The organism is Microbacterium sp. MMO-56, assembly GCF_037146215.1.
In the GTDB taxonomy this organism is placed as follows: domain Bacteria; phylum Actinomycetota; class Actinomycetes; order Actinomycetales; family Microbacteriaceae; genus Microbacterium.
The window spans coordinates 1-21,363 of the sequence record NZ_JBBCVW010000019.1; the positions used below are offsets into that span (position 1 = coordinate 1).

Below are 21,363 nucleotides of genomic sequence, written 5' to 3' on the forward strand. Positions count from 1 at the left end.
CCGCCGGATCGCCCGCGGCTTCACCAACTACGACAACTACCGGCTCCGCATGCTCCTGATCGCCGGCGGACTTGACCCCCTCACCCCCACCTAGAATGCGCAGAGCCGGATGACGAGCGGCTCGCCGACCTGTCGGCCGATCCGCTGGACCGGATCGAGGCTCGTCGCCGGATCCTGCGGGATGAGCCCGATCCGCCGCCCGCGCACGTCGCGCCAGGCGCGGGGCGAGAGCGCGGACAGATCCTCGCCGTCGAAGCGGAAGGTGCCGGCATCCACCGTCGCGTTGCCTGCGAGCAGGTGCAGCACGGCGTGCGCGGTCGTGCTCTTGCCCGAGCCCGATTCGCCGACGATCGCGACGATCTCACCGCGGTCGACGGTGAAGCCGACGCCGTCGACCGCGGTGCGCGAGCGCCCGTCGACCGTGTACGAGACGGTGAGGCCCTCGACCTCGAGCAGCGCGCTCATCGGCGTCCTCCGTTGCGCTCGATCGCCCGCGAGATGCGGTTCGCCGACAGCACGACCGCGACGATGACCAGCCCCGGCAGGGTCGTCGGCCACCAGGCGACGGCGAGGTAGTCCCGGCCTCCCGCGACGAGGGACCCCCACTCGGGGGCGGGCGGAGGGGCGCCGAAGCCGAGGAAGGACAGCGACGAGATGGCGAGCACCATGACGCCGAACTCCAGGGCCGCGAGGGCGACGACCGGTCCCGAGGCGTTGGGCAGCACGTGACGGCGCAGGATCGTGTACCACCGCACCCCGGCGACGCGCGCCGCCTCGACGTAGACGGCGGTGGCGACCGAGAGGACCTCGGCGCGCATCACGCGGGAGAACGAGGCGATGCTCGCGAGGCCCACGGCGACGGCGACGTTCAGCGTCCCGAAGCCGAGCGCCGTGATGAGGGCGAGGGACAGCAGCAGGCTCGGGATCGCGAGCAGGACGTCCATGAAGCGCATGATCGCGTCGTCGACGATGCCGCGGAGGAACCCGGCGAGCAGCCCGAACAGCGACCCGACCGTGAGGCCGACGACGACCGCGACGCTCGTGGCCGCGAGCGACGTCGCCGACCCGTGCACGACACGCGCGAAGAGGTCGCGCCCGAGGTTGTCGGTGCCGAACCAGTGGTTCGCACTCGGCGGCTGGAGCCGGTCGGCGGGAACCCCCTCGATCGGGTCCCACGCCGTGAACCAGGTCGGGACGAGAGCCCACAGCGTGACCAGGACGAGCACGAGGATCGACAGGACGAGCGAAGGCTGGGCAAGGAAGGACCGGACGCGCGACGGGCGGCGCGCCTCGGCCGCGGCGACGGGCGCAGGGACCGGGGTCCCGGCATCCGTCACCGCGGGCTCGGCGGGCAGGGACGCGCGCGTCGAGACGTGTGCGTGGTCGGGGGCGGCGAGCGCCGTGTCGAGCGTCATGGGTGCTCCGTTCGGATGTCGGGGCTCACGCGACGGCGAGCGCGCTGCGGGCGAGCGTGATGCGGCGGTCGACGAGCGGGTAGACCAGGTCGACGAGCAGGTTGGCGAGGACGAACACGAGGGCGGCGAAGACGACCACGATCTGCACGACCGGCACGTCGCGGTTGTTCACCGCCGTGACGACGAGTCGTCCGATGCCGAGGCGCGAGTACACCGTCTCGGTGACGACGGCGCCCGACAGGAGCCCGCCGACCAGCACGCCGAGCATCGTGAGGGTCGGGATCACGGCGTTGCGGAACGCGTGCCCCAGCTGGACACGGGCCTCGGTCGCCCCCTTGGCCCGGACCACCTCGACGTACGGCTCGGCCAGGGTGGAGCGCAGGCTGCGGGCGAGCAGCTGCGCGACAAAGGCGCCCGAGGGGATGGCGATCGTGAGGGCCGGCAGCACGAGGCTGACCAGCCCCGCATCGCCCACGGAGGGGAACAGCCGCAGCCGGAACGAGAACGCCTGCAGCAGGAGCAGCCCGATCCAGAAGACCGGGATCGACACCCCGATCGGCGGCAGCGAGAACAGGATGTTCCGCACCCACACGGGCCGCGCCAGCGAGGCCGCGAGCGCGAGGCCCACCCCGAGCAGGATGGACAGCGCCAGCGCGAGCGAGGTGAGGGCGAGGGTCGGCGGGAGAGCCTCGATCAGCAGCGCGGATGCGGGGCGCCCTGTCTGCGTGGAGAGCCCGAAGTCACCGGTCAGTGCACGGCCGAGCGCCGTGAGGTACTGCTCCCACAGGGGCCGGTCGAGCCCGAGCTCGCTGCGCAGCGTCGCGACGAGCTCGGGGTCGAGGGCGGCCTGATCGCCTCCCCCGGCGAACAGGGTCGCCGCATCGCCCGGCAGGAGGTACAGGATGAGGAACGAGACCGTGTAGGCCGCCCACAGCACGAGCACTCCCTGGCCGATCCTCCTGCCGATGTAGCGCAGCCACACGATCTCGTTCCTCATGGTCGTCACCTCTGTTCCGCGGAAGACGCGGTCACTCCGCGATCCAGGCGTCGTAGAAGTCGAGCCGGCTCGACGCCTCGAAGGTGAGGCCGGCGACCTTCTTCGCGGCGGTGATCGTCGTCGACAGCTGGTAGATCGGGATCGAGTACGCGTCGGTGACGAGCAGCGTCGCGGCCTCGTCGACGACCTTCTGGCGCGCCGCGCGGTCGGTGATCGACGCCTGCTCGGCCAGCAGCTCGTCGATCGGCTCGACCGCCGTACGCCGTGTCGAGTTGTTCGTCCCCTGCGACGAGAAGATGGTCCGCAGCACGTCCGGATCGGCTCGGGTCAGGTTGCCGTAGCTGAAGTCGTAGTCGCCGTTCGCCTGCGCCGCCTGCACGTCCGCGAAGGCGGCGAACTTCAGCTGCAGGTCGACGCCGATCTGGCGCAGCTGCTGCTGGACGAGCTCGAGGACCTCCTTGGGGGACTGCCAGTACGTCACGAGGAAGCTCAGCTTCTCGCCGTCCTTCTGACGGATGCCGTCGGGCCCCACGGTCCACCCGGCGCCGTCGAGGAGTTTCTCGGCCGCCGCGGGGTCGTACACGAGCACGTCGCTCAGATCGGTGAACGAAGGGGTCGAGGAGGACAGCGGCGACACCGCGGGAGTGTCCTCCGGGCCGAGCAGCGACGCCGTGATCTGGGCTCGGTCGATGCCCTTCTGGATCGCCTGGCGCACCGCCTTGTCGGCGAGCGTCGGCGTCGACTGGTTGGCGTACAGGTTGTACACCACACCCGGGTTGGCCCGGTTCAGGGTCCAGAACCCGTCGGTCTGGAACAGCGGCTCGTCGGTGGGGGCGATGCCGGTGGTGGCGTCGATCTGACCCGACTGCAGGCTGCCGGTGCGGTTGCCCGACTCCGGGATCACGACGTAGGTGATCGTGTCGAGATAGGCGTCGCCGGTGTGCGCGGCGGTGGGCGGCGCCCACGCGTATCCCGTGCGGCGCTCGAGCACCGCGCCCTGGTTCGGGGTGTAGCTCTTCACCGAGAACGGGCCCGAGCCGACGTAGTTCCCGAGGCAGCGGTCGGCCTGACCGACCGCTGCGGTCGCAGGCGAGAGGAGCCCCAGCGAGAACGTCGACGTCGCCTGCAGGAACTGCGCGCTCGGCGCGGAGAAGTCGACCGTGACGGTCCTCGCGTCCGGCACCTCGATGCCCGTCAGTCCCGCGAGGTACGACGAGCCCAGCGAGGCCTTCGCCCCGAGGGCCTGGATCGCCTCGAAGTTCGTCTTGACCGAGGCGGCGTCGATCGGCGCGCCGTCGGCGTACGTCGCGCCGTCGCGGAGGGTGAACGTGAAGCTGGTCGCGTCGTCGTTGACCGTCCACGACTCGGCGAGCCACGGCAGGATCTCGCCCGTCGCCGGATCCTGCGTCGTGAGCGAGGCGACCGTCTGCCGGGCGATCGCGATGGCGTCGTTGTTGCCCACCTGCTGCGGGTCGATGCACTGGCTGTCGACCGAGATCGCGAAGGTCAGGTTGCCGCCGGGGACGGCGGCGGCGGACGAGGCGGTGGGGGCGGCGGCGGGCGCGCCGCCGGCGCACGCCGTCAGCACGAGGGCCAGCGCTCCCCCGGCGGCGGTCAGCGCCGCGGCGCGGGATCGGGTGTGGGACATGGGTGACTCCAAGCTGTGTGAGGGACGGGATGCTGCGCTCCCGGCCTCCAGGTTCTCCGGGGGCGCCCGGCGGCGCACGACGTCGTGTCACGAGACTCAATCCGCCGTCATGATGCTCAACATGACGACGCACGACGTCACATCGACGCACGCGGTGACGCCAGGTACTCCGCAGATCGGCGCGAACTCCGCAAGCGATTCGCGGAACGCGTGCGGAGGACGTGTCATCCTGCGGAGTTCGCGCGTCAGGTGCGGGCGGTCGGAAGGGCGGACCGTCGAGCGGGGGCGACGAGCAGCCGGTCCCGCAGGACGCCGGCGAGGCGATCGGTCTGGCGGAAGGACAGGGCGTCGCTGCGCGGACGCGTGAAGGCGCCGCCCTCCGGATGCGTCGTGAACGGGCCGAGGGCGAAGAGCGCCTCGTGCGCCGAGCCGTCGCGACGGACCACGCGACCGTCGGCGTCGACCACGACGCGGCCGATGCGAGCGGTGCGGTCCCCGTCGGTGACCCGCAGAGTGGTGCCGTGCACGCTCGCGAGCTGCCGGAGGACGGGGCTGAGACTCGCCTCCGCGTCGGAGTCGGGCAGCCAGGCATCCACCGCGATGCGGGCCTGTGTCCCGCCGGGCACCGACGGGCCGGATGCCGTGAATGAGGCGTCACCGCGGGCATCCGCCTCGATGCCGACCGTGACATCGGGGCCGAGGAAGCGGACGATCCCGGCGTCGGCGAGGGCCAGCAGCTCCTCGAGGCGGTGCGCGGGCGGCCCGCTCGCGATGTAGCTGAAGAAGGTGTGCCAGCGGACGGGCAGCGTCTCGGCGCGCGAGCGCGCGGTCCATCGCTCGGCGGGGATCTCGCTGACGGCGAGGAAGGAGAGGAGCGCGGCGACGAACAGGCCCTGCGCGGGGCTGCGCTCGTCGGACGTGCGCAGGTGCAGGTCTCGCCGGATGTGCGCCACCACCGCGTCGTGCGCCTCGTCGCCGTCGCCGAATCGCGCGCCCGCCAGCGGCCGATCGAGCTCGTCGATGTCGAGCCGGTCGAGCGGATCCGGGACGAGGCCGGCGAGGGCGGCGTGCAGGGCGGGGTCGTCCCAGGCGTGGGCGCCGAGCAGGCTTCGCGCCCGCTCCCAGGTGCCCGAGACGCGGTCGGGATGTCCCGTGAACAGCTCGCGGTAGTGTCCGTGCAGCAGCTCGCTCGCGATCAGGGGCCACACGTCGCGCGGGAAGTCCAGCGGGGGCGCGTCGCCCTCCGACGCCGCGAGAGCGGCGATCGCGGCGGGCGTGAGGACGTCGCGCCGCGGGGTGTCCCCGCGCAGGCGCGACGACACCTTCGAACGGTACGGCACGCCGCGGCGCGAACCGAGGTGGAGGCGAGGCTCGCGCCCGGAGGGCAGATAGCGCAGGCCCGTGTCTGTCCGCTCGAACCGCCCGCCACGACCCTGCGTGAGCAGCACGACGAGGTCGACGGACGCGAGCCCCATCCCCCGGACCAGGACGTCCGCGCCGGGCGCGATGCCGTCGAGGTCGAGATCGGCGGTGAACGCCGGCGGCACGTGGAGGAGTCCCGCGCGCCGTGCGGCGTCGGCGAGAGGCGTCGACTCCGGCTCGGAGCCGATGTGCCCCAGCGCGTAGACGACGACGTCCGCCGCCAGCGAGCGCCCCGAGGCGAGCTCGACCGCCCATCCCGCGCCGCGAACGTGCACCGCGTCGACCGTGTCGCGGTGGGTGCGGACGACGATCCCCGCGGGAGCGGACGCGATCACCCGGCGCGCGAACCACTCGAGGTAGTAGCTCTGCAGCCGGCGCGTCGGGAAGCCGTCGCCGCGGAGGCTCCGTGCCTCGGCGGCCACGACCTCGTCGTCGATGTCGACCTCGGGCAGCGCACCCCGGCGCCACTCCTCCACCCACTCGATCAGCGACGGCCCCGGGACGATCGGCCCCGCGATCGTGCAGCTCTCGTCGGTGAAGACCGTCACGTCCTGGGCCATGGAGTTGAGCTTGAGCAGCGGCGACTGCGCGCGTCGCCAGATGCGGCCTCCGCCGACCGGGTGCGGATCGACGAGATCGATCCGCAGATCGCTGCCGACGTCGGCGCGGGCGATCAGCCGCTCGAGCAGCATCACCGCCCGCGGGCCGCCGCCGACGATGACCAGTCGCGCGGTCATCGCGCGGCGATGCCCGCATCGACGGGGTGGACGGCGGGCAGTCCGAGCAGGTCGCGGAGCGTCGCGCCCTCCTCGTACGCCTCACGGTACGAGCCCCGTTCCTGCAGGAGCGGGACGACGCGGTCGGCGAACTCGTCGAGGCCGTGCGGGGTGAGGTGGCCGACGATCGTGAAACCGTCGGTGGCCCGCCCCTGCACGTAGCGATCGATCTCTGCCGCGATGTGCGACGGTGTGCCGACGAAGGTGTGCCTCGCCGTCAGTCGGATCACGACCTCGCGGATGCTGAGGTTCTCGCTCTCGCTGAGTTCGCGCAGCGTCGCGATCCGCTTGCGGACGGCCGCATGCCGGTTCGCCCAGCCGTGGTCGGACTCGGCGCCCGTGTCGGGGTCGACGTCGGGCAGAGGCCCGTCCGGGTCGTACCCGCTCAGGTCGCGGCCCCACACCTGTTCGACGTAGGTGAGGGCGGTCTCGGGTCGCACCTGCTGCAGCGCGATCTCGCGCGAGCGCTCGCGCGCCTCGTCGGCGGTGTCACCGATGACGAAGGTGGCGGCGGGCAGGATCTTCACCGACTCCTCGTCGCGTCCGAACGCCGCCAGGCGCCCCTTGACGTCGTCGTAGAACACGCGGGCATCCTCGAACGCCGTATGGAGCGAGAAGATCACGTCGGCGTGCGAGGCCCCGAAGTCGCGACCGTCGGCGGAGTCGCCGGCCTGCACGATGACCGGCCGGCCCTGCGGCGAGCGCGGCACGTCGAACAGCGCCTCGACGTCGAAGTGGGCGCCACTGTGACGGACCGGGATCGGCGACCCCGCGCGCAGGAACTCGCCCGTCGCGGCGTCGGCGACGACGTCGCCGTCCGCCCACGAGTCCCACAGCTTCTTCGCGAGCTCGGCGAACTCGGCCGCGCGGGTGTACCGGTCGGCGTGGTCGAGATAGCCGCCGCGACGGAAGTTCGCGCCATGGAACGCGTCGGAGCTCGTGACGGCGTTCCACCCGGCGCGGCCCTGCGAGAGCCAGTCGAGCGTCGCGAGCTGCCGAGCGAGCTCGTACGGCTCGTTGAAGGTCGTGCTGAGCGTGCCCACCAGGCCCACGTGTTCGGTGACCGCCGCGAGCGCCGCGAGGATCGACAGCGTGTTCGGGCGCCCCACGACGTCCCGCCCGTGGATCCGGCCACGGTGCTCGCGCAGCCGTAGCCCCTCCGCGAGGAAGACGTAGTCGAACAGGCCGCGTTCGGCGGTGCGCCCGAAGTACTCGAAGGACGAGAAGTCGATCTGGCTGCCCGAATGGGCGTCGTTCCATACCGTCGTGTTGTTCACCCCGGGGAAGTGGGCGGCGAGGTGGATGCGGCGACGGCTCATGCGGAGACTCTCTCTCGGTGGCGGCGGGCGGCGGGCCGCTCGAGGCCGAGCCGCCCGCGCAGGGACACGCGGTCGTCACGGACGAGGCCGCCGAAGGAATCGAGCAGCGGCACGACGCGCTCGGCGATCGCGACGACGTCGCGCGGCTGACGCGCGGGCCGCAGGCGGACGCCGTCGACCCCGGCCTCGGCGAGGGCGCGGATCTCGTCGACGACCTGCAGCGGGGTGCCGACGACGTAGCGTGCGTCGGAGACGAAGGCGGCGCCGGCGAGGTCGTCGAGCCGCCCGGCCGCGGCGCGCGCGGCCGCGGCCGTCTCCTCGATCAGGACGACGAGGTCCGCGAACACGCGCAGCCGTTCGCGGCCCTGACGACGCTCGGCGACGGCCTGGTCGAGCTCGGCGAGGATGCCGGTGGCCGAGGTCTCGTCGTGCGGCGTGACGAACACGACGTCGGCGTGCTCGGCGGCGAGCCGATAGGGGATGCTCTGGTGCGCGAGCACCGTGATGAGCGGGCGCCCCTGCGGCGAGCGGGGAACGATCGACGCGCCCTCGATCGAGAAGTACTCGCCTCGGAACCCGGCCGGATGCACGCGGTCGGGGTCCAGGAAGAGCCCCGCGGCGGCGTCGCGGACGATCGCGTCGTCCTGCCACGAGTCCCACAGCCGGTCCAGCACCTCGGCGACCTCCGCCGCCTCGCGGAAGGCCGAGACCAGCGCGGGCGAGTCCTCGACGCGGCCGGACGCGGGAAGCGCGTCGGGGCCGTCGCCGCGCCGCCCGAAGTTCGCGCGCTCGGCGGCCGAGGCCCCGGCGACGAGGCGCACCCCGGCACGGCCGCGGCTCGCGAAGTCGAGCGTCTGGATGCCGGTCGCGACGTGGAACGGCTCGGTGTGGGTCGTCGTGACCGTCGGCACGAGCCCGATCCGCTGCGTCAGCGGCCCGACGTACGACGCGATCAGCACGGCGTCGAGCCGCCCGCGCACGCGGCCCGGCGCGAGCGGCTCGGAGGTCTCGAAGCGGTCCGGGAGCGACAGCGCGTCCTCGATCGTCGCGAGGGTGAGCCCCGCTCGGTCGACCGTCTGCACCAGCCGTCGCCAGTAGGCCGGCGAGGGGAGTTCGGCGGGCGTGGCCGAGGGGTCTCGCCAGGCGGCCGGATGCCACCCGGCGCGGTCGAGGGCGATCGCGAGATGCACCGTGTCTGTCATGACGCCACTGTGCGGCGCCGCTCGCGCACGGATCAATCCGTGACGACACGCGGCGTCGCACCCGGTCATCCGACGTCATCTGGGCACGGGCGACGCCCCTCCGCTTTGCGATCCGCTCTCCGACCGCGGACAGTGGACGGATGACGTCCGCCCCACCCGCCGCCCGTCCGTCCTCCGCGGACGAGACCGCGCTCGACAACGCCCCCTGGTCATCGCTCACCGGTCCGCACGCGGCCTTCGCGATCGGCGGGGAGCTCGCCCGCCGCTACCCCGACGAGGTCTCCCCGTTCGTCGCCGTGCGCTCCTGGGACGAGCCGGCGGTGTGGGATGCCCTCCGCGAGATCCTGGCGCCGGGCGAGGGCTTCGGGGCCTCCGGGTTCGACGGGGAGCCGCCCGCAGGGTGGACGGTGCTCGGCGGCGCCGAGGGCGTGCAGCTCGTCGAGACGACGGAGCTGCGGCCACGGCCGGACGCGGAGGCCGTCGTCCTCGACGAGGGCGACGTGTCCGAGATGCTGGCGCTCGTGGAGCGGAACCAGCCGGGCCCGTTCCGACCCCGCACGATCGAGCTGGGCCGCTACATCGGCATCCGTCGCGGCGGGCGCCTCGTCGCGATGGCGGGCGAGCGCCTGCACCCGCAAGGGTGGACGGAGATCAGCGCCGTGGCCGTCGACGAGGACCACCGCCGGCAGGGCCTCGCGTCGCGGCTGGTGCTCGACGTCGCCTTCCACATCCACGAGCGGGGCGACCGGGCGCTGATGCACGCCGCGGCGTCGAACACGGGCGCGATCGCCGCGTACGAGCGGCTCGGGTTCGCCCTGCGACGGCGCACCCGTTTCAGCTCCGTGCGCGCACCGGGCTGAACGAGGCGCTCCGGCGGCGCGCCGCCGATCCCGGAGAGGACGGCGCCCGCCCGCGACCAGGTCACCACCCGTGGTACGCGCCCGCGGGCTTCGGGCCGACGGCCACCGGCCGGCGACGATCCCGGGCCCACTGGCTCCAGGAGCCCGCGTAGACGGTCGCGGAGATCCCCGCGGTGGCCAGGGCGAGAGCGGAATGCGCCGAGGCGACCCCCGTGCCGCAGTACAGCACGACGGGACCGCGCGGGTCGACGCCGCTCCTGTGCAGCGCGTCGCGGACGACCTCCGGCGGCTCGAGCGTCCCGTCCTCGCGGATGTACGCGCTCGTCGGGAGGTTGATCGCACCGGGGATGTGCCCGGCGACGGGGTCCGATCCGCCCGCGAGGCCCCGATAGTGGGCGGCGGAGCGGACATCGATCAGAGCGCCCGAGATGTGGGCGCGCGCGGTCGACTCGATGTCCGCGGTGGGCGGCTCGTCCTCCCCGAGGACGACGTCCCCGGGAGAGGGCTGAACGTCCGCCGCGGCGATCGGGTAGCCCTGGGCGACCCACGCGCGCAGACCTCCGTCGAGCACACGGATGTCCACTCCGCGCGGCCTCAGCAGCCACCACGCCCGAGCCGCGGCGACGGAGTCGTTGTCGTCGTACGCCACGACGAGGTCGCCCGCGTCGATCCCCCACCGTCGGGCGGCACGCTGCAGCTGCTCCCGGCCGGGGGGCGGCAGGCGCCCCTCCTCCGGGTGACCCGGGCGCGAGAGGTCTCGTTCGAGATCCACGTACACCGCACCGGGGAGGTGCGCCGCGAGGTAGGCCGGCCGCCCTTCCGGCACGTCGAGCCTCCATCGCACATCGAGGAGCCGGACCGGTCTCGACGCATCGATCGCCGCGCGGACGGCGGTCGCGTCGATGAGGTGTGACATCTGTCCAGCGTGATCCCCCGGGGGCGTCCGGAGGGAGTCGCGATGAAACCATTCGCAACAGGAGGAAAGACGGCGACTCACAGGACCTGGCCGGGGGACGCGAGATCATCCTGCAGACGGATACCGCTCCGTCCCCGGGGCGATGCGGCGGACCGGCCGCGCTTCGTAGCGTCGAGACATGGCCACCGTCAGCGTCTCCGTGCCCGCCACCCGCTCCGTCCCCGTCGCGCGCCCCCGCCTGCGCGACCGGGTCTCCGCCGGCGGAGCGACGGTCCTGTCGATCCTCGGGCTCGTCGGTGTGATCGGCATCGTCGCCCTCGCCCTGCTGGTGATCCCGGTCGCGGCGCTCCTGGCGTTCGGACCGGCCCTGCTCGCACGGCTGTGACGGCGCGCCGCCCGTGCGAGACGCGCCCGACGGCGCGGCACGCTCGCGAGGTGCTCCCCGCTCTGGGTAGCGTGGGGGCATGACCCCCTCCCCGGTTCCGGCGCGCCCACGAGGCGTGACGGCCGTCCTCCGGCGCACACCGGGCACGCTCGTCCTGCTCGCGATCCTTCTCGTCGCCGGTGTGGTCTCGCGCGGCCTCTGGGAGCCGTTCGTGGAGAGCGCCGGGATGGACACCTGGGCGTACGGTCTGGTCGCCTTCGACGAGGGCCGCTGGTGGACCCCGGTCGCGGGCACGTTCCTCGTCGTGGAGCCGTGGGTGTACCTGCCCACTCTGCTCGGCATCGCGGCCGTCGGTGCGCTCGAATACCTGCGCGGCACCCGCGCCGCGCTCGCCTACTTCTGGATCGGCCAGCTGTTCGGGATCTTCGCGACGGCGCTCCTGCTGAGCGTCCTGCGCATGTTCACCGAGTGGGGATGGGTGCAGGAGACGGCGAGCGCCCTCGACGTCGGCCCGAGCGCGGGCGCCCTCGCGTGCGTCGCGGCTCTCATCGGCATCGCCCCGGCGCCCTGGCGCACGCGGGCCTGGATGGTCTTCCTCACCGCCATCATCGTGGGCGTCCTCGTGTTCGGCACGGTCGCCGACCTCGAGGACGTGTTCGCCGTGCTCCTCATCCTCGTGGTCGACCGGACCCTGCGGCCGCAGCGGGCGACCGTCCGCGAACAGCGCTTCATCGCCTTCCTGGGGATGCTCGTCTTCGTGGCGATCGAGGTCATCCTCGCCCTGGTGCCCACCGACGGTCCGTTCGGCGCGACCGATCCGCTCGACGGGAGCTGGTGGTCGACCGCCGTCGACGTCGTCGTCGTGATCGTGATCGCCAACGGCCTGCTCCAGGCCCGCCGCTGGGCGTGGATCGTCGCGCTCCTGCTGATGACGATCAACGTGCTGAGCGCAGTCGGGCTCGCCCTGCTCTTCCCGATCGTGCGCGAGTTCGACGTCGACTTCGAGATGCTCGGAGAGGTCTCGCTCGAGATCGGCGCGGGCTTGCTCTCGCTCGTGATGCTCGTCTATCTCGTGAGCGTCCGGGGAGCCTTCGCGCGCCACCGCCGCACGACGCTCGGATCGGGCGACGAGCCGACGGTGGAGGAGGCGACCGCCCTCCTGCGCTCCTCGGGCGGCGGGACGCTGTCGTGGATGACCTCGTGGGAGGGCAACGACTACTTCCGCACGTCGACGGGCATCGTCACGTTCCAGAAGCGCGTGGGCACGGTCATCGCCCTCGCCGATCCGCTGGGCCCGGAGGCGGGGCGGGCGCGATCGGTGGCGGAGTTCATCCACGAGGCGGAGCACTCGGGGCTCGTGCCGTGCTTCTTCAGCGCGGGCGAGCAGACGCGCGCCGCCGTCCCGGAGACGTGGCGCTCGCTCGTCGTCGCCGACGACACGATCGTGGATCTTCCCGGCCTCGCGTTCACCGGCAAGGCGTGGAACTCGGTGCGCACGTCGCTGAACAAGGCCACCCGCGAGGGCATGACCTTCCGGCTGACGCGGCTGCGCGACGAGCCCTGGGGCGTGCGCACGCAGCTCAGCGCGATCTCCGAGCAGTGGGTGGGCGACAAGGACCTGCCCGAGATGCGGTTCACGCTCGGGACCCTGCTGGAGGCCGAGGACCCGGAGGTGCGCATCGCCCTCGCGATCGACCCGCACGGGACGGTCGACGGCTTCCTCTCCTGGCTGCCGGTCCACGGCGAGGGCGGAGTGCGCGGCTGGACGCTCGATCTCATGCGGCGCCGCGAGGGCGGCTTCGGCCCCGTCATGGAGTACCTGATCGCGTCGTCCGCCGTCGCGTTCCGCGACGAGGGCGCGGAGATCATGTCGCTGTCCGGCGCTCCGCTCGCGCACGAGTACCCGCCGGAGGCGAGCGTGCTGGCGGCGCTCAGCTCGCGACTGTCGGACGGACTGGAGCCGGTCTACGGCTTCCAGTCCCTGCACCGCTTCAAGGCCAAGTTCCAGCCTCGCTACGAGACGCTGTACCTCCTTTTCCGCGACGAGGCGGACCTGCCTCGGATCGGTGCGGCGCTCACGCGGGCGTTCCTGCCGGATGCCACGACGCGGCAGTTCGCGCGCGCGGGACTGGAGCTCGTCCGCGGCTCGGACTGACCTCCCCCGCGTCAGTGCTCGCCGACGAGCTTCAGCCCGACGACGCATCCGACGAGCCCGAGGATCAGGAGGATGCGGACGAGGGAGACGCCCTCGTCGCCCGTGATCATGGCGTAGCCGACCGTCAGGGCGGCGCCGATGCCCACCCACACGGCGTAGGCGGTGCCGGTGGGGATCTCGCGCATCGCCCACGCGAGACCGCCCATGCTCGCCAGCAGCGCGACGGCGAACACGAGGGAGGGGACGAGTCGGGTGAAACCCTCCGACTTGCCCAGCGCGGTCGCCCAGACCGCTTCGAGGACACCGGAGACGATGAGGACGACCCACGACATGACGTGACCTTCCGGCCAGTCTTGTCGCTCACCGGGTACTGATCCCTCGTCCGGGGGCCCGGTCGGGGCCCGCGGCCACTCTAGCGCGGCCGCCTGGGCACGAGCCGGGCACCGCCGCTCAGGGCGAGACGAGGAACAGCCGGTCCAGCAGGCCGGGGTTGTGCGCGTGCACGAGCACGGCGAACACGACGGCATCGAACAGGAGGTGCACCGTCACGACGTACGCCAGCGATCTCGTGCGCAGGAAGATGACCGCCTGCAGCAGCGCGAACGGGACGGTGAGCAGCGGCCCCCAGGACCGGTACCCGAGCTCCCACAGGAAGGACACGAACACGACGGCCTGCAGCACGTTGGCCGCCACGTCGGGCAGGTGCCGGCGCAGGAGCGCGAACACGGTGCAGATGAAGAAGAGCTCGTCCCAGATCCCGACGGCGCCCACGCCGACGAACAGGCGCCCGACGAGCTCGGGCGTGTCGACCACGGGCCAGTTGCGATAGACCCCCGAGGTCAGGAAGTAGAAGGGCAGGATCAGCCAGCCGAGCACCAGCACGGCGCACAGCCACGCCCACTGCCAGGGGCGCCAGCGGCCACCGCCGCGCCAGGGGAAGCGGATCGCGCGGTCCCGGTACACCCACCGCGAGACCGCGTAGGGCACGACGACGGCGCCGCCCAGGACGAGCGTGAAGCGCACCATCGACGCCGTGTCGAGCTTGGCCTCCAGCGACATGGTGCTCACGATGAGCATCCCGAGCGAGACGAGCGACAGATCGCGGGCGAGCGACGGGGCGGGCGCGGAGATCCGGCCGCGCTCCGCCGCCGCCGCGACACCGACGCCGCCGACGAGGAGCGCACAGCCCAGCCACGGCATCAGCAGCACGAAGAACGCCGGCGCCGCGAGGCACACGAGCGCCGCCGCGAGACCGGGCACCGGGGCGAGGGTGCGGGAGCCGTCGGCGGAGCCCATCCTCACGGGTGGCCGGGGACGCCGTCGGCGCGGTCGACCCGGCGGTAGGCGAGATCGCGGATGGCGCGGCCCTTCGCGATCCCCTTGCGTTCGAACGCCGTCATCGTGCGCCCCTCGTACCGGGGAGCCCACGCGCCCTCGAACGCGGGCGCGAACGCATCGGCCTCCCCCAGGACCGCGCGCATCTGCACGGCGTAGTCCTCCCAGTCCGTGGCGAGACGCAGCACACCGCCGTCCCGGAGCGCGCGGGCGGCGATCGGCGGGAAGGCCGGCGCGATGAGGCGGCGCTTGTTGTGCTTGGACTTGTGCCACGGGTCGGGGAAGAACACCCACACCTCGTCGACGGAGGCCTCCGGCAGAAGGTGCTCGAGCACCTCGGGCGCGTTCGCCTCGACGAGCCGCAGGTTGCGCACCCCGGCGCGGTCGGCGTCGAGCATCGTGCGGGCCAGCCCCGCGCGGAACACCTCGACGGCGAGGAAGTCCACCTCCGGGCGGCTCGCGGCGGCGTGGACGATCGCGTGCCCCTGGCCCGATCCGATCTCGACGACCAGCGGGGCGGAACGGCCGTAGACCTCGGCGGGGTCGATCATCCTCCCCGGCCGGACGCTGGTCGCCGCCCGAGCGCGTTCGACGTCGATCGCGTAGACGGCGGAGAGCTCGCTCCACGCGCGCTCCTGCCCGTCGCTCATCCGGCCGCTGCGGCGTACGAACGAGACGGGCGCCTCGCGGAAGCGGCGCGCCTCACCGTCGTCCGGGGCGGTGTCGGGGGTGGCATCCGGCATCCTCTCAGGCTATCGGGCGCCGGGCGACGCGGAGGGCATCGGGCGTCCCGTCCGTAGGATCGTGGACGTGGACCACGATTTCGCCCCGGCCCGGCGCTTCCCCCGCTCCGTCTACGGCGTCGGCACGGAGCCCGACGCGCGCTTCACCCTCGCCAACGAACGCACGTTCCTCGCGTGGATCCGCACGTCGCTGGCCCTCCTCGCCGGCGGAGTCGCCCTCGAGCTGCTCGGGCTGCCCCTGCATCCCGGTCTGCGCCTCGCCGCATCCCTCGTGCTCGTGGCCGCGAGCGTCCTGGTCCCGGTCGTCGCGTGGTTCGGATGGATGCGCACCGAACGCGCCCTCCGGCAGGACCGACCCCTCCCCTCCTCCCCGCTGGGGCCGGTCATCGGTGCCGCGGTGAGCGCGGCGGGCGTGCTGATCCTCTTCGCGATCGTGCTGGCGTGAGGCCGCGCGGATGACCACCCGCTCCGCGCCGACCGAACCCTGGGACGCCGGCCTCCAGCCCGAGCGCACCGAGCTGGCGTGGCGGCGCTCCGCGCTGACGATCGCCCTCGGCTCGCTCGTGGCGGCGCGGCTGCTGCCGGTCGTCCTCGGCGATCCGTGGTGGGCGCTGTTCGGTGTCGCGGGCTTCGCGGCGGCCGTCGTCGTGTGGATCGGCGCCCGTCGGCGCTACCTCGCGATGACGCGGCGCCTGGAGGCCCACGGTGATCGCGCCCCGCTGACGGGCGGACCGGCGGTCGCCGCGATGGCGCTTCTCGCCTTCGTCGCGGCGGTCTCCGCCCTCGGCATCGTGGTGGCGGGCGCGCTGCAGCGCTGAGCGAGAGCCCGCCGCGGATCAGGCCGTGACGAAGTCGATGAGCTCCTCGACGCGTCCGAGCAGCGCCGGATCGAGGTCGCGGTAGCTGCGCACCGACGCGAGGATGCGCTGCCAGGTCCGGGCGATGTCGGCCTGGTCCTCCGCGGGCCAGCCGAGCGCGCGGCTCACCCCGACCTTCCACTCGATGCCGCGGGGCACGGTCGGCCAGGCGGGGATCCCGAGCGAGGAGGGCCGCACGCACTCCCAGACGTCGATGTGCGGATGTCCCACGATGCGCACGTGCGCACCGTGCGGCCCGCGCGCCACGGCCTCGGCGATGCGCGACTCCTTCGAGCCGGGGACCAGATGATCCACGAGGACGCCGTACCGCCGTCCCTCGCCCGGCGGCTCGTCGCGCAGCACGCTCTCGAGCAGGTCGACCCCCTGCAGGTACTCCACGACGACGCCTTCGACGCGCAGATCGTCGCCCCAGACCTTCTCGACGAGCTCCGCGTCGTGGCGGCCTTCCACGAGGATGCGCGAGGCCCGAGCCACGCGGGCGCGCGCCTGGGGGGCGGCGAAGGAGCCCGACGCCGTGCGGGCGGGCCCGGTGGGTGCCGCACGCGGAGCGACGAGGCGCACGGCCTCGCCGTCGATGAGGAAGCCCCCGCCGAGGGGGAACAGGCGGCGTCCGCCCCTGCGGTCCTCGAGCTCCACCGTCCCGGACTGGACGCGGGTGACGGCGCCGCAGAAGCCGTCGACGGCCACCTCCACGACCAGATCCGCCTGCGCCGGGACCTCCCGCACCGCGCGCCGTCCCGCCTCGCGCCATCCCGCCGCGAGGACGTCGCCCCCGTACCGGTCGAACCCGTCGTTTCCCATGTCGCCTCCGAAGGCGCCACCCTATCCGGCGCCGCGTCGACGCCCCGGCAGCGACGCTCGATTTCGCCGGGGCTCGTCCGCCGGACGTCCGCCGAGCGTGCGCCGGACGTCCGCCGGCCGTCGGGCTGGGCGGATTCACGGGCCGCGGCCTACCGTCGCATGCTCCGCCCGGAATAGGATCGGAGAGGGCCCACCGCGGCCCGCAACGGAGGGAAAAGGCGTGCGCTCGCGTGTGATTCTGGCCCTGACGGCCGCGCTGGCCGTCGTGCTGGGCGGTGTCCTGGGAGGTGCGAGCGCGGCCTTCGCCACCGATCCGGTGACCCTGCAGGGATCGCGGGTGCTCGACACGTCGGACGTGCTCACCGATGCGCAAGAGACCGCCCTCGACACCCGGCTGCGCTCGCTCCACGCCAGCTCGGGGGTCGATCTGTGGGTCGTGTACGTGCCGACCTTCACGAACCCGTCCCGAGCCGAGGACTGGGCGACCGAGACCGCCGACCTCAACGGGCTCGGTCCGACGCAGTACCTCCTCGCCGTCTCCACCGACGGCCGCCAGTTCTACCTGTCCGGTTCGTCCGTGGGGCCCGTGAGCGAGGACCAGCTCGGGACCATCGAGAACCAGCGCATCCAGCCCGCTCTCGCGGCCGGCGACTGGGAGGGCGCCGCGACAGCCGCGGCGGACGGCCTCGCGGATGCGGTCAACGGCGGGTCGGGAGCGCCGGCGTCACCCGCGGGCGCGATCTTCCCCATCCTGCTCGTCGTCGTGCTCGTCGCCCTCGGTGCGCTGCTGGTGTGGATCGTCGTGCGCTCCCGCCGCGCGAAGACCGCCGCCGTCCGGGCGGGCGACGGACCGCCCGACCCTCTCGCAGGGGTGTCCACCGAAGAGCTCGCGCAGCGGGCGTCCTCCGCGCTCGTCCAGACGGACGACGCGATCCGCACCAGCGAGCAGGAGCTGGGCTTCGCCCGCGCCCAGTTCGGTGACGCGATCGCGGAGGAGTTCTCCCAGGTGCTCGCCCAGGCCAAGAACGGCCTCGACGAGGCGTTCCGGCTCAAGCAGCAGCTCGACGACGAGATCCCCGACAGCGAGAGCGACATCCGCTCGTGGAACGCGCGGATCCTCGAGCTGTGCGAGCAGGCCAACACGAGTCTCGACGAGAAGGCACAGGCCTTCGACGACCTGCGCCGACTCGAGCAGAACGCCCCCGAAGCCCTCGCCCGGGTGCGGGCGGAGCGCACGCGCGTGGCGGCGGAGGCCTCCGCCGCCGCCGACGCCCTCGCCGCGCTGCAGCGCTCGTACGCTCCGGCGGCGCTCGCCACGGTGGCAGGGAACCCCGCGCAGGCGGCGCAGGACCTCGCCTTCGCGCAGGAGCGGCTGACCTCGGCGGAGCAGTCGATCGGGTCCGCCGCGGGCGCCGCCGCCGCCGTCGACATCCGCGCGGCCGAGGACGCGGTCGCCCAGGCCGACCTGCTCCACGCCGCCATCGGCAAGCTCGGCGCCGACCTCGCCCGGGCCGAGACGGACGCCGCGGCGCTCGTCGCCGAGCTCGAGCACGACATGGCCGCGGCGAGCGGGATGCCCGACCCCGACGGCCGCCTCGCCGCCGTGGTGGCGGGCACGCGCGCCCGGACCGACGCGGCGGGCGCCCTGCTCCGAGGCGACGAGAAGAACCCCATCGCCGCCTGGGAGTCGCTCGGCGCGGCCAACACGGAGATCGATGCGGCCCTGGCCGGCGTCCGCGACGCGCAGGAGCGGGCGCAGCGCGCGGCTCAGCAGCTGAACGCGCTGCTCGCCCAGGCGCAGGGGCAGGTCTCCGCCGCGGAGGACTTCATCACCTCGCGTCGCGGCGCGATCGGCGCCGACGCCCGCACCCGCCTCGCCGAGGCCGGCGCCTCGCTCGTCCAGGCCCGCCAGCTGCAGCAGAGCGATCCCGCCCAGGCGCTGTCCTTCGCGCAGCGCGCCAACGACCTCGCGGCGCAGGCCATCCGTCTCGCCCAGAACGACGTCGGCGCCTTCCAGGGCGGAGGCATGCTCGGCGGCGGAGGGGGCGGCGGCAACGTCATGGGCGCGGTCCTCGGCGGCATCGTCATCAACTCGCTGCTGAGCGGCGGCGGCCGAGGCGGAGGCATGGGCGGCATGCTCGGGGGCGGAGGCCGCTCCGGCGGCGGCCGCTCGGGCGGCATGGGCCCCGGCAGCTTCGGCGGCGGCGGCACGCGCAGCCGCCGCGGAGGAGGCCGATTCTGACCGCCCCCGACCGCACCACCGACCGTCCACGACCCCACGCTCCCCTGGGAACATCCCGTTAGGAAAGGAAAACCGATGGCAAAGCAGTCCATCTTCGGCCGCATCTCGACGCTCGTGAAGGCGAACATCAACGCGCTGCTCGACTCCGCCGAACACCCGCAGAAGATGCTCGACCAGCTCGTGCGCGATTACACCAACAACATCGCCGACGCCGAATCGGCGATCGCCGAGACGATCGGGAACCTGCGCCTGCTCGAGCGCGACCACGAGGAGGACGTGAAGGCCGCCGCGGAGTGGGGCAACAAGGCCCTCGCCGCGAGCCGCAAGGCGGATGAGCTGCGCGGGGCGGGCAACACCGCCGATGCGGACAAGTTCGACAACCTGGCCAAGATCGCCCTGCAGCGTCAGATCAGCGAGGAGAACGAGGCCAAGGCCGTCCAGCCCACGATCGCGTCGCAGACGGAGGTCGTCGACAAGCTCAAGGACGGCCTCAACGGCATGAAGCAGAAGCTCGAGGAGCTCAAGTCCAAGCGCAGCGAGCTGCTCGCACGCGCGAAGACCGCCGAGGCCCAGAACAAGGTGCACGACGCCGTCAAGTCGATCGACGTCATGGACCCGACGAGCGAGATCGGCCGCTTCGAAGACAAGGTCCGCCGCCAGGAGGCGCTCGCCGCCGGCAAGGCGGAGATCGCCGCGTCGTCGCTGGACGCCCAGTTCAACCAGCTGGAGGACGTCGGCGAGCTCACCGAGGTCGAGGCGCGCCTGGCCGCGCTGAAGAGCGGCACGCCCGCCGCCGCGATCGAGCAGTGACCCCCTGACGCGAGACCGCCCGTATGTCCGCTCCGCGAAGCGTGACATACGGGCGGTCTCGCGTCGGCGCTGCAGGACGGTGGGAGGATGAGGGGATGACCCGGTTCGTGGTGGTGCCGCAGTGGCAGGGCTCGCCGTCCGCGCGCGCCATGCAGCTCGTCGACGGCGCCGAGGCGATCGCCGGCGATCTGCCGCGACAGCGGACGATGCGCGTCGAGGTGCCGGCCTCCGCCGGCGAATCCCTCGACACGGGGATCCGCCGGCTCAGCTCGCTCCTGCGCGCGCGGGATGCGCTCGGCGACGCCCTCGATCGGACCGATGCCACGGGCTCCCCCGACGCCGAGGACCCTTCCCCCGCCGACCCCCGCTCCGCAGAGCCGGTGATCGTCGTCGGCGGCGACTGCGGGGTCGCCGTGCCCGCGATCGCCCACGCGGCGGCGCGGCACGATCTGCTCGCCGTCGTGTGGTTCGACGCGCACGGCGACCTGCACACGCCGGACTCGTCGCCCTCGGGCGCGTTCGCCGGGATGGCCCTGCGCGCGGTCGTCGAGCCGCTGCCGCTGTCCGCCGCGGACGCGGGCGGCCGGGTCTCCCCCGACCGCGTCGTGCTGGCCGGCGCACGCGAACTCGATCCGCCCGAGCGCGCCGCCCTCGCCGAGACGGGCATCGCGCATCTCGGCGTGGACGACCTCGCCGACGCCGGCGCGCTGGTCGCCCTCCTGGCGGGCTCGGGCGCGACGGCGGTCCACATCCACGTCGACCTCGACGTCCTCGACCCCGCCGTCATCTCCGGCGTCGCTTCTCCCGTGCCGTTCGGGCTGTCGCTCGACGACCTCGTCGGCGCGATCCGCGCCGTCCGCACGGTCCTGCCGCTCGCCGGCGCCTCGATCGCGGGGTTCGCCCCCGCGTCGCCCGCCGCCGCCGTCGACGACCTCGGCACGATCCTGCGGGTCGTGGGGGCGCTCGCGTGATCGCCCGCCCGCCCGCCGGCTGGCGGGAACGTGCCGCCCGGGCGGTCTCCCGCGGGGCGGCGATCGACCGCGTCATCCCGTCCGTGCTGCTCGATTCGCCGATCAGTCTTCTGGGGTACGCGTGGGGCACGGCGGTGGGGTGGAGCTGGGGCGGGCTGTGGTCGACCGGTCGCGTCGAGCGACGCGCCGGCCTGTGGGTCTTCACGGGGATGCCCGAGTGGACCTTCGGCCGCGGTGGGGTGTGCGTCGGCGGCTGCTACCTCACCGGGTCGGCGGAGGTGACCGACGACGTGCTCCGGCACGAGGCGGTGCACGCTCGTCAGTGGCGCCGGTACGGATTCCTCATGCCGGTGCTGTACCTGCTCGCGGGTCGGAACCCGCTGACGAACCGCTTCGAGATCCTCGCGGGGCTCGAGGACGGGAACTACGTGCCGCGGGGCAGCTGACGGCGGACGAGGACGGGATGCGCGGCGCGGCTCAGTGCCCGA

Annotated in this window: 21 protein-coding genes and 1 riboswitch; of the genes, 9 read left to right on the plus strand and 12 right to left on the minus strand. The window is 73.3% G+C overall.

Features of this window, described 5'->3' with window-relative positions:
* Positions 1 to 90: 90 nt before the first annotated feature.
* From WFI00_RS15050 to WFI00_RS15080, 7 genes are all read right to left on the minus strand, one after another.
* Positions 91 to 465 (minus strand): ATP-binding cassette domain-containing protein, encoded by a 375-nt coding sequence (locus WFI00_RS15050; protein WP_336633212.1) that lies wholly within the window; start codon positions 463 to 465, stop codon positions 91 to 93.
* Positions 462 to 1,415 carry an ABC transporter permease gene (locus WFI00_RS15055; RefSeq protein WP_336633213.1) on the minus strand — a complete coding sequence of 318 codons (954 nt, stop codon included), beginning with the start codon at positions 1,413 to 1,415 and terminating at the stop codon, positions 462 to 464. Before WFI00_RS15055 ends, WFI00_RS15050 begins: the two co-directional genes overlap by 4 nt.
* A 25-nt stretch (positions 1,416 to 1,440) precedes the next feature.
* A complete protein-coding gene (locus WFI00_RS15060; protein WP_336633214.1) occupies positions 1,441 to 2,412 on the minus strand; it encodes an ABC transporter permease in 972 nt (323 codons plus the stop codon).
* Between the two features lie 31 nt (positions 2,413 to 2,443).
* Positions 2,444 to 4,060, minus strand: coding sequence for an ABC transporter substrate-binding protein (locus WFI00_RS15065; RefSeq protein ID WP_336633215.1), 1,617 nt, complete (start codon positions 4,058 to 4,060; stop codon positions 2,444 to 2,446).
* Between the two features lie 245 nt (positions 4,061 to 4,305).
* Positions 4,306 to 6,219 (minus strand): FAD/NAD(P)-binding protein, encoded by a 1,914-nt coding sequence (locus WFI00_RS15070; protein ID WP_336633216.1) that lies wholly within the window; start codon positions 6,217 to 6,219, stop codon positions 4,306 to 4,308.
* Positions 6,216 to 7,577 (minus strand): NtaA/DmoA family FMN-dependent monooxygenase, encoded by a 1,362-nt coding sequence (locus WFI00_RS15075; protein ID WP_336633217.1) that lies wholly within the window; start codon positions 7,575 to 7,577, stop codon positions 6,216 to 6,218. The genes WFI00_RS15070 and WFI00_RS15075 overlap by 4 nt, the downstream gene beginning before the upstream one ends.
* On the minus strand, positions 7,574 to 8,779 hold the full coding sequence (locus tag WFI00_RS15080) for an LLM class flavin-dependent oxidoreductase (RefSeq protein WP_336633218.1): 1,206 nt from the start codon (positions 8,777 to 8,779) through the stop codon (positions 7,574 to 7,576). The genes WFI00_RS15075 and WFI00_RS15080 overlap by 4 nt, the downstream gene beginning before the upstream one ends.
* A gap of 140 nt (positions 8,780 to 8,919) precedes the next feature.
* On the opposite strand from WFI00_RS15080, the gene WFI00_RS15085 reads away from it, so the two are divergent.
* Positions 8,920 to 9,639 (plus strand): GNAT family N-acetyltransferase, encoded by a 720-nt coding sequence (locus WFI00_RS15085; RefSeq protein WP_336633219.1) that lies wholly within the window; start codon positions 8,920 to 8,922, stop codon positions 9,637 to 9,639.
* A 61-nt stretch (positions 9,640 to 9,700) separates the two neighbouring features.
* On the opposite strand, the gene WFI00_RS15090 is transcribed toward WFI00_RS15085, so the two are convergent.
* Positions 9,701 to 10,555 carry a sulfurtransferase gene (locus WFI00_RS15090; RefSeq protein ID WP_336633220.1) on the minus strand — a complete coding sequence of 285 codons (855 nt, stop codon included), beginning with the start codon at positions 10,553 to 10,555 and terminating at the stop codon, positions 9,701 to 9,703.
* A gap of 178 nt (positions 10,556 to 10,733) precedes the next feature.
* Between WFI00_RS15090 and WFI00_RS15095 the strand changes: the two genes are divergently transcribed.
* Together WFI00_RS15095 and WFI00_RS15100 are read left to right on the plus strand one after the other, a co-directional pair.
* Positions 10,734 to 10,940 (plus strand): hypothetical protein, encoded by a 207-nt coding sequence (locus WFI00_RS15095; RefSeq protein ID WP_336633221.1) that lies wholly within the window; start codon positions 10,734 to 10,736, stop codon positions 10,938 to 10,940.
* Positions 10,941 to 11,019: 79 nt separating this feature from the next.
* Complete coding sequence (locus WFI00_RS15100; protein WP_336633222.1) at positions 11,020 to 13,095, plus strand: bifunctional lysylphosphatidylglycerol flippase/synthetase MprF; 2,076 nt, start codon at positions 11,020 to 11,022, stop codon at positions 13,093 to 13,095.
* Between the two features lie 11 nt (positions 13,096 to 13,106).
* Here the strand turns inward: WFI00_RS15100 and WFI00_RS15105 are convergent, their stop codons facing one another.
* From WFI00_RS15105 to trmB, 3 genes are all read right to left on the minus strand, one after another.
* Positions 13,107 to 13,427: a DMT family transporter gene (locus WFI00_RS15105; protein WP_336633223.1), complete on the minus strand. Its 321-nt coding sequence runs from the start codon at positions 13,425 to 13,427 to the stop codon at positions 13,107 to 13,109.
* Positions 13,428 to 13,437: 10 nt separating this feature from the next.
* A riboswitch (guanidine-III (ykkC-III) riboswitch) is annotated at positions 13,438 to 13,501 on the minus strand.
* 44 nt (positions 13,502 to 13,545) lie between these two features.
* Positions 13,546 to 14,391, minus strand: coding sequence for a CPBP family intramembrane glutamic endopeptidase (locus WFI00_RS15110; protein WP_336633283.1), 846 nt, complete (start codon positions 14,389 to 14,391; stop codon positions 13,546 to 13,548).
* Positions 14,392 to 14,393: 2 nt separating this feature from the next.
* The gene (gene trmB / locus WFI00_RS15115; protein WP_336633224.1) at positions 14,394 to 15,173 is read right to left on the minus strand and encodes a tRNA (guanosine(46)-N7)-methyltransferase TrmB; all 780 of its coding nucleotides are present in this window, start codon (positions 15,171 to 15,173) and stop codon (positions 14,394 to 14,396) included.
* Positions 15,174 to 15,240: 67 nt separating this feature from the next.
* On the opposite strand from trmB, the gene WFI00_RS15120 reads away from it, so the two are divergent.
* Positions 15,241 to 15,618, plus strand: a complete 378-nt coding sequence (locus WFI00_RS15120) for a YidH family protein (RefSeq protein WP_336633225.1) — start codon at positions 15,241 to 15,243, stop codon at positions 15,616 to 15,618.
* 10 nt (positions 15,619 to 15,628) lie between these two features.
* Positions 15,629 to 15,991, plus strand: coding sequence for a DUF202 domain-containing protein (locus WFI00_RS15125; RefSeq protein WP_336633226.1), 363 nt, complete (start codon positions 15,629 to 15,631; stop codon positions 15,989 to 15,991).
* 18 nt (positions 15,992 to 16,009) lie between these two features.
* Here the strand turns inward: WFI00_RS15125 and WFI00_RS15130 are convergent, their stop codons facing one another.
* Entirely contained in the window at positions 16,010 to 16,852 is an 843-nt protein-coding gene (locus WFI00_RS15130; protein ID WP_336633227.1) for a DUF3097 family protein, read from the minus strand.
* A 220-nt stretch (positions 16,853 to 17,072) separates the two neighbouring features.
* Between WFI00_RS15130 and WFI00_RS15135 the strand changes: the two genes are divergently transcribed.
* The 4 genes from WFI00_RS15135 to WFI00_RS15150 all read left to right on the plus strand — a co-directional run bounded on the left by WFI00_RS15135 (position 17,073) and on the right by WFI00_RS15150 (position 21,321).
* Positions 17,073 to 19,094, plus strand: a complete 2,022-nt coding sequence (locus WFI00_RS15135) for a TPM domain-containing protein (RefSeq protein ID WP_336633228.1) — start codon at positions 17,073 to 17,075, stop codon at positions 19,092 to 19,094.
* 75 nt (positions 19,095 to 19,169) lie between these two features.
* Positions 19,170 to 19,904: a PspA/IM30 family protein gene (locus WFI00_RS15140; protein WP_336633229.1), complete on the plus strand. Its 735-nt coding sequence runs from the start codon at positions 19,170 to 19,172 to the stop codon at positions 19,902 to 19,904.
* A 95-nt stretch (positions 19,905 to 19,999) separates the two neighbouring features.
* On the plus strand, positions 20,000 to 20,875 hold the full coding sequence (locus WFI00_RS15145; protein WP_336633230.1) for an arginase family protein: 876 nt from the start codon (positions 20,000 to 20,002) through the stop codon (positions 20,873 to 20,875).
* Complete coding sequence (locus WFI00_RS15150; protein ID WP_336633231.1) at positions 20,872 to 21,321, plus strand: Fe-S oxidoreductase; 450 nt, start codon at positions 20,872 to 20,874, stop codon at positions 21,319 to 21,321. The genes WFI00_RS15145 and WFI00_RS15150 overlap by 4 nt, the downstream gene beginning before the upstream one ends.
* Positions 21,322 to 21,363 lie beyond the last annotated feature (42 nt).

Bases quoted from the DNA above. Each gene is read 5' to 3' on its own strand.
- WFI00_RS15050 (WP_336633212.1), bottom strand. From the start codon at position 465: ATGAGCGCGCTGCTCGAGGTCGAGGGCCTCACCGTCTCGTACACGGTC.
- WFI00_RS15055 (WP_336633213.1), bottom strand. From the start codon at position 1,415: ATGACGCTCGACACGGCGCTCGCCGCCCCCGACCACGCACACGTCTCG.
- WFI00_RS15060 (WP_336633214.1), bottom strand. From the start codon at position 2,412: ATGAGGAACGAGATCGTGTGGCTGCGCTACATCGGCAGGAGGATCGGC.
- WFI00_RS15065 (WP_336633215.1), bottom strand. From the start codon at position 4,060: ATGTCCCACACCCGATCCCGCGCCGCGGCGCTGACCGCCGCCGGGGGA.
- WFI00_RS15070 (WP_336633216.1), bottom strand. From the start codon at position 6,219: ATGACCGCGCGACTGGTCATCGTCGGCGGCGGCCCGCGGGCGGTGATG.
- WFI00_RS15075 (WP_336633217.1), bottom strand. From the start codon at position 7,577: ATGAGCCGTCGCCGCATCCACCTCGCCGCCCACTTCCCCGGGGTGAAC.
- WFI00_RS15080 (WP_336633218.1), bottom strand. From the start codon at position 8,779: ATGACAGACACGGTGCATCTCGCGATCGCCCTCGACCGCGCCGGGTGG.
- WFI00_RS15085 (WP_336633219.1), top strand. From the start codon at position 8,920: ATGACGTCCGCCCCACCCGCCGCCCGTCCGTCCTCCGCGGACGAGACC.
- WFI00_RS15090 (WP_336633220.1), bottom strand. From the start codon at position 10,555: ATGTCACACCTCATCGACGCGACCGCCGTCCGCGCGGCGATCGATGCG.
- WFI00_RS15095 (WP_336633221.1), top strand. From the start codon at position 10,734: ATGGCCACCGTCAGCGTCTCCGTGCCCGCCACCCGCTCCGTCCCCGTC.
- WFI00_RS15100 (WP_336633222.1), top strand. From the start codon at position 11,020: ATGACCCCCTCCCCGGTTCCGGCGCGCCCACGAGGCGTGACGGCCGTC.
- WFI00_RS15105 (WP_336633223.1), bottom strand. From the start codon at position 13,427: ATGTCGTGGGTCGTCCTCATCGTCTCCGGTGTCCTCGAAGCGGTCTGG.
- WFI00_RS15110 (WP_336633283.1), bottom strand. From the start codon at position 14,391: ATGGGCTCCGCCGACGGCTCCCGCACCCTCGCCCCGGTGCCCGGTCTC.
- trmB (WP_336633224.1), bottom strand. From the start codon at position 15,173: ATGCCGGATGCCACCCCCGACACCGCCCCGGACGACGGTGAGGCGCGC.
- WFI00_RS15125 (WP_336633226.1), top strand. From the start codon at position 15,629: ATGACCACCCGCTCCGCGCCGACCGAACCCTGGGACGCCGGCCTCCAG.
- WFI00_RS15130 (WP_336633227.1), bottom strand. From the start codon at position 16,852: ATGGGAAACGACGGGTTCGACCGGTACGGGGGCGACGTCCTCGCGGCG.
- WFI00_RS15140 (WP_336633229.1), top strand. From the start codon at position 19,170: ATGGCAAAGCAGTCCATCTTCGGCCGCATCTCGACGCTCGTGAAGGCG.
- WFI00_RS15145 (WP_336633230.1), top strand. From the start codon at position 20,000: ATGACCCGGTTCGTGGTGGTGCCGCAGTGGCAGGGCTCGCCGTCCGCG.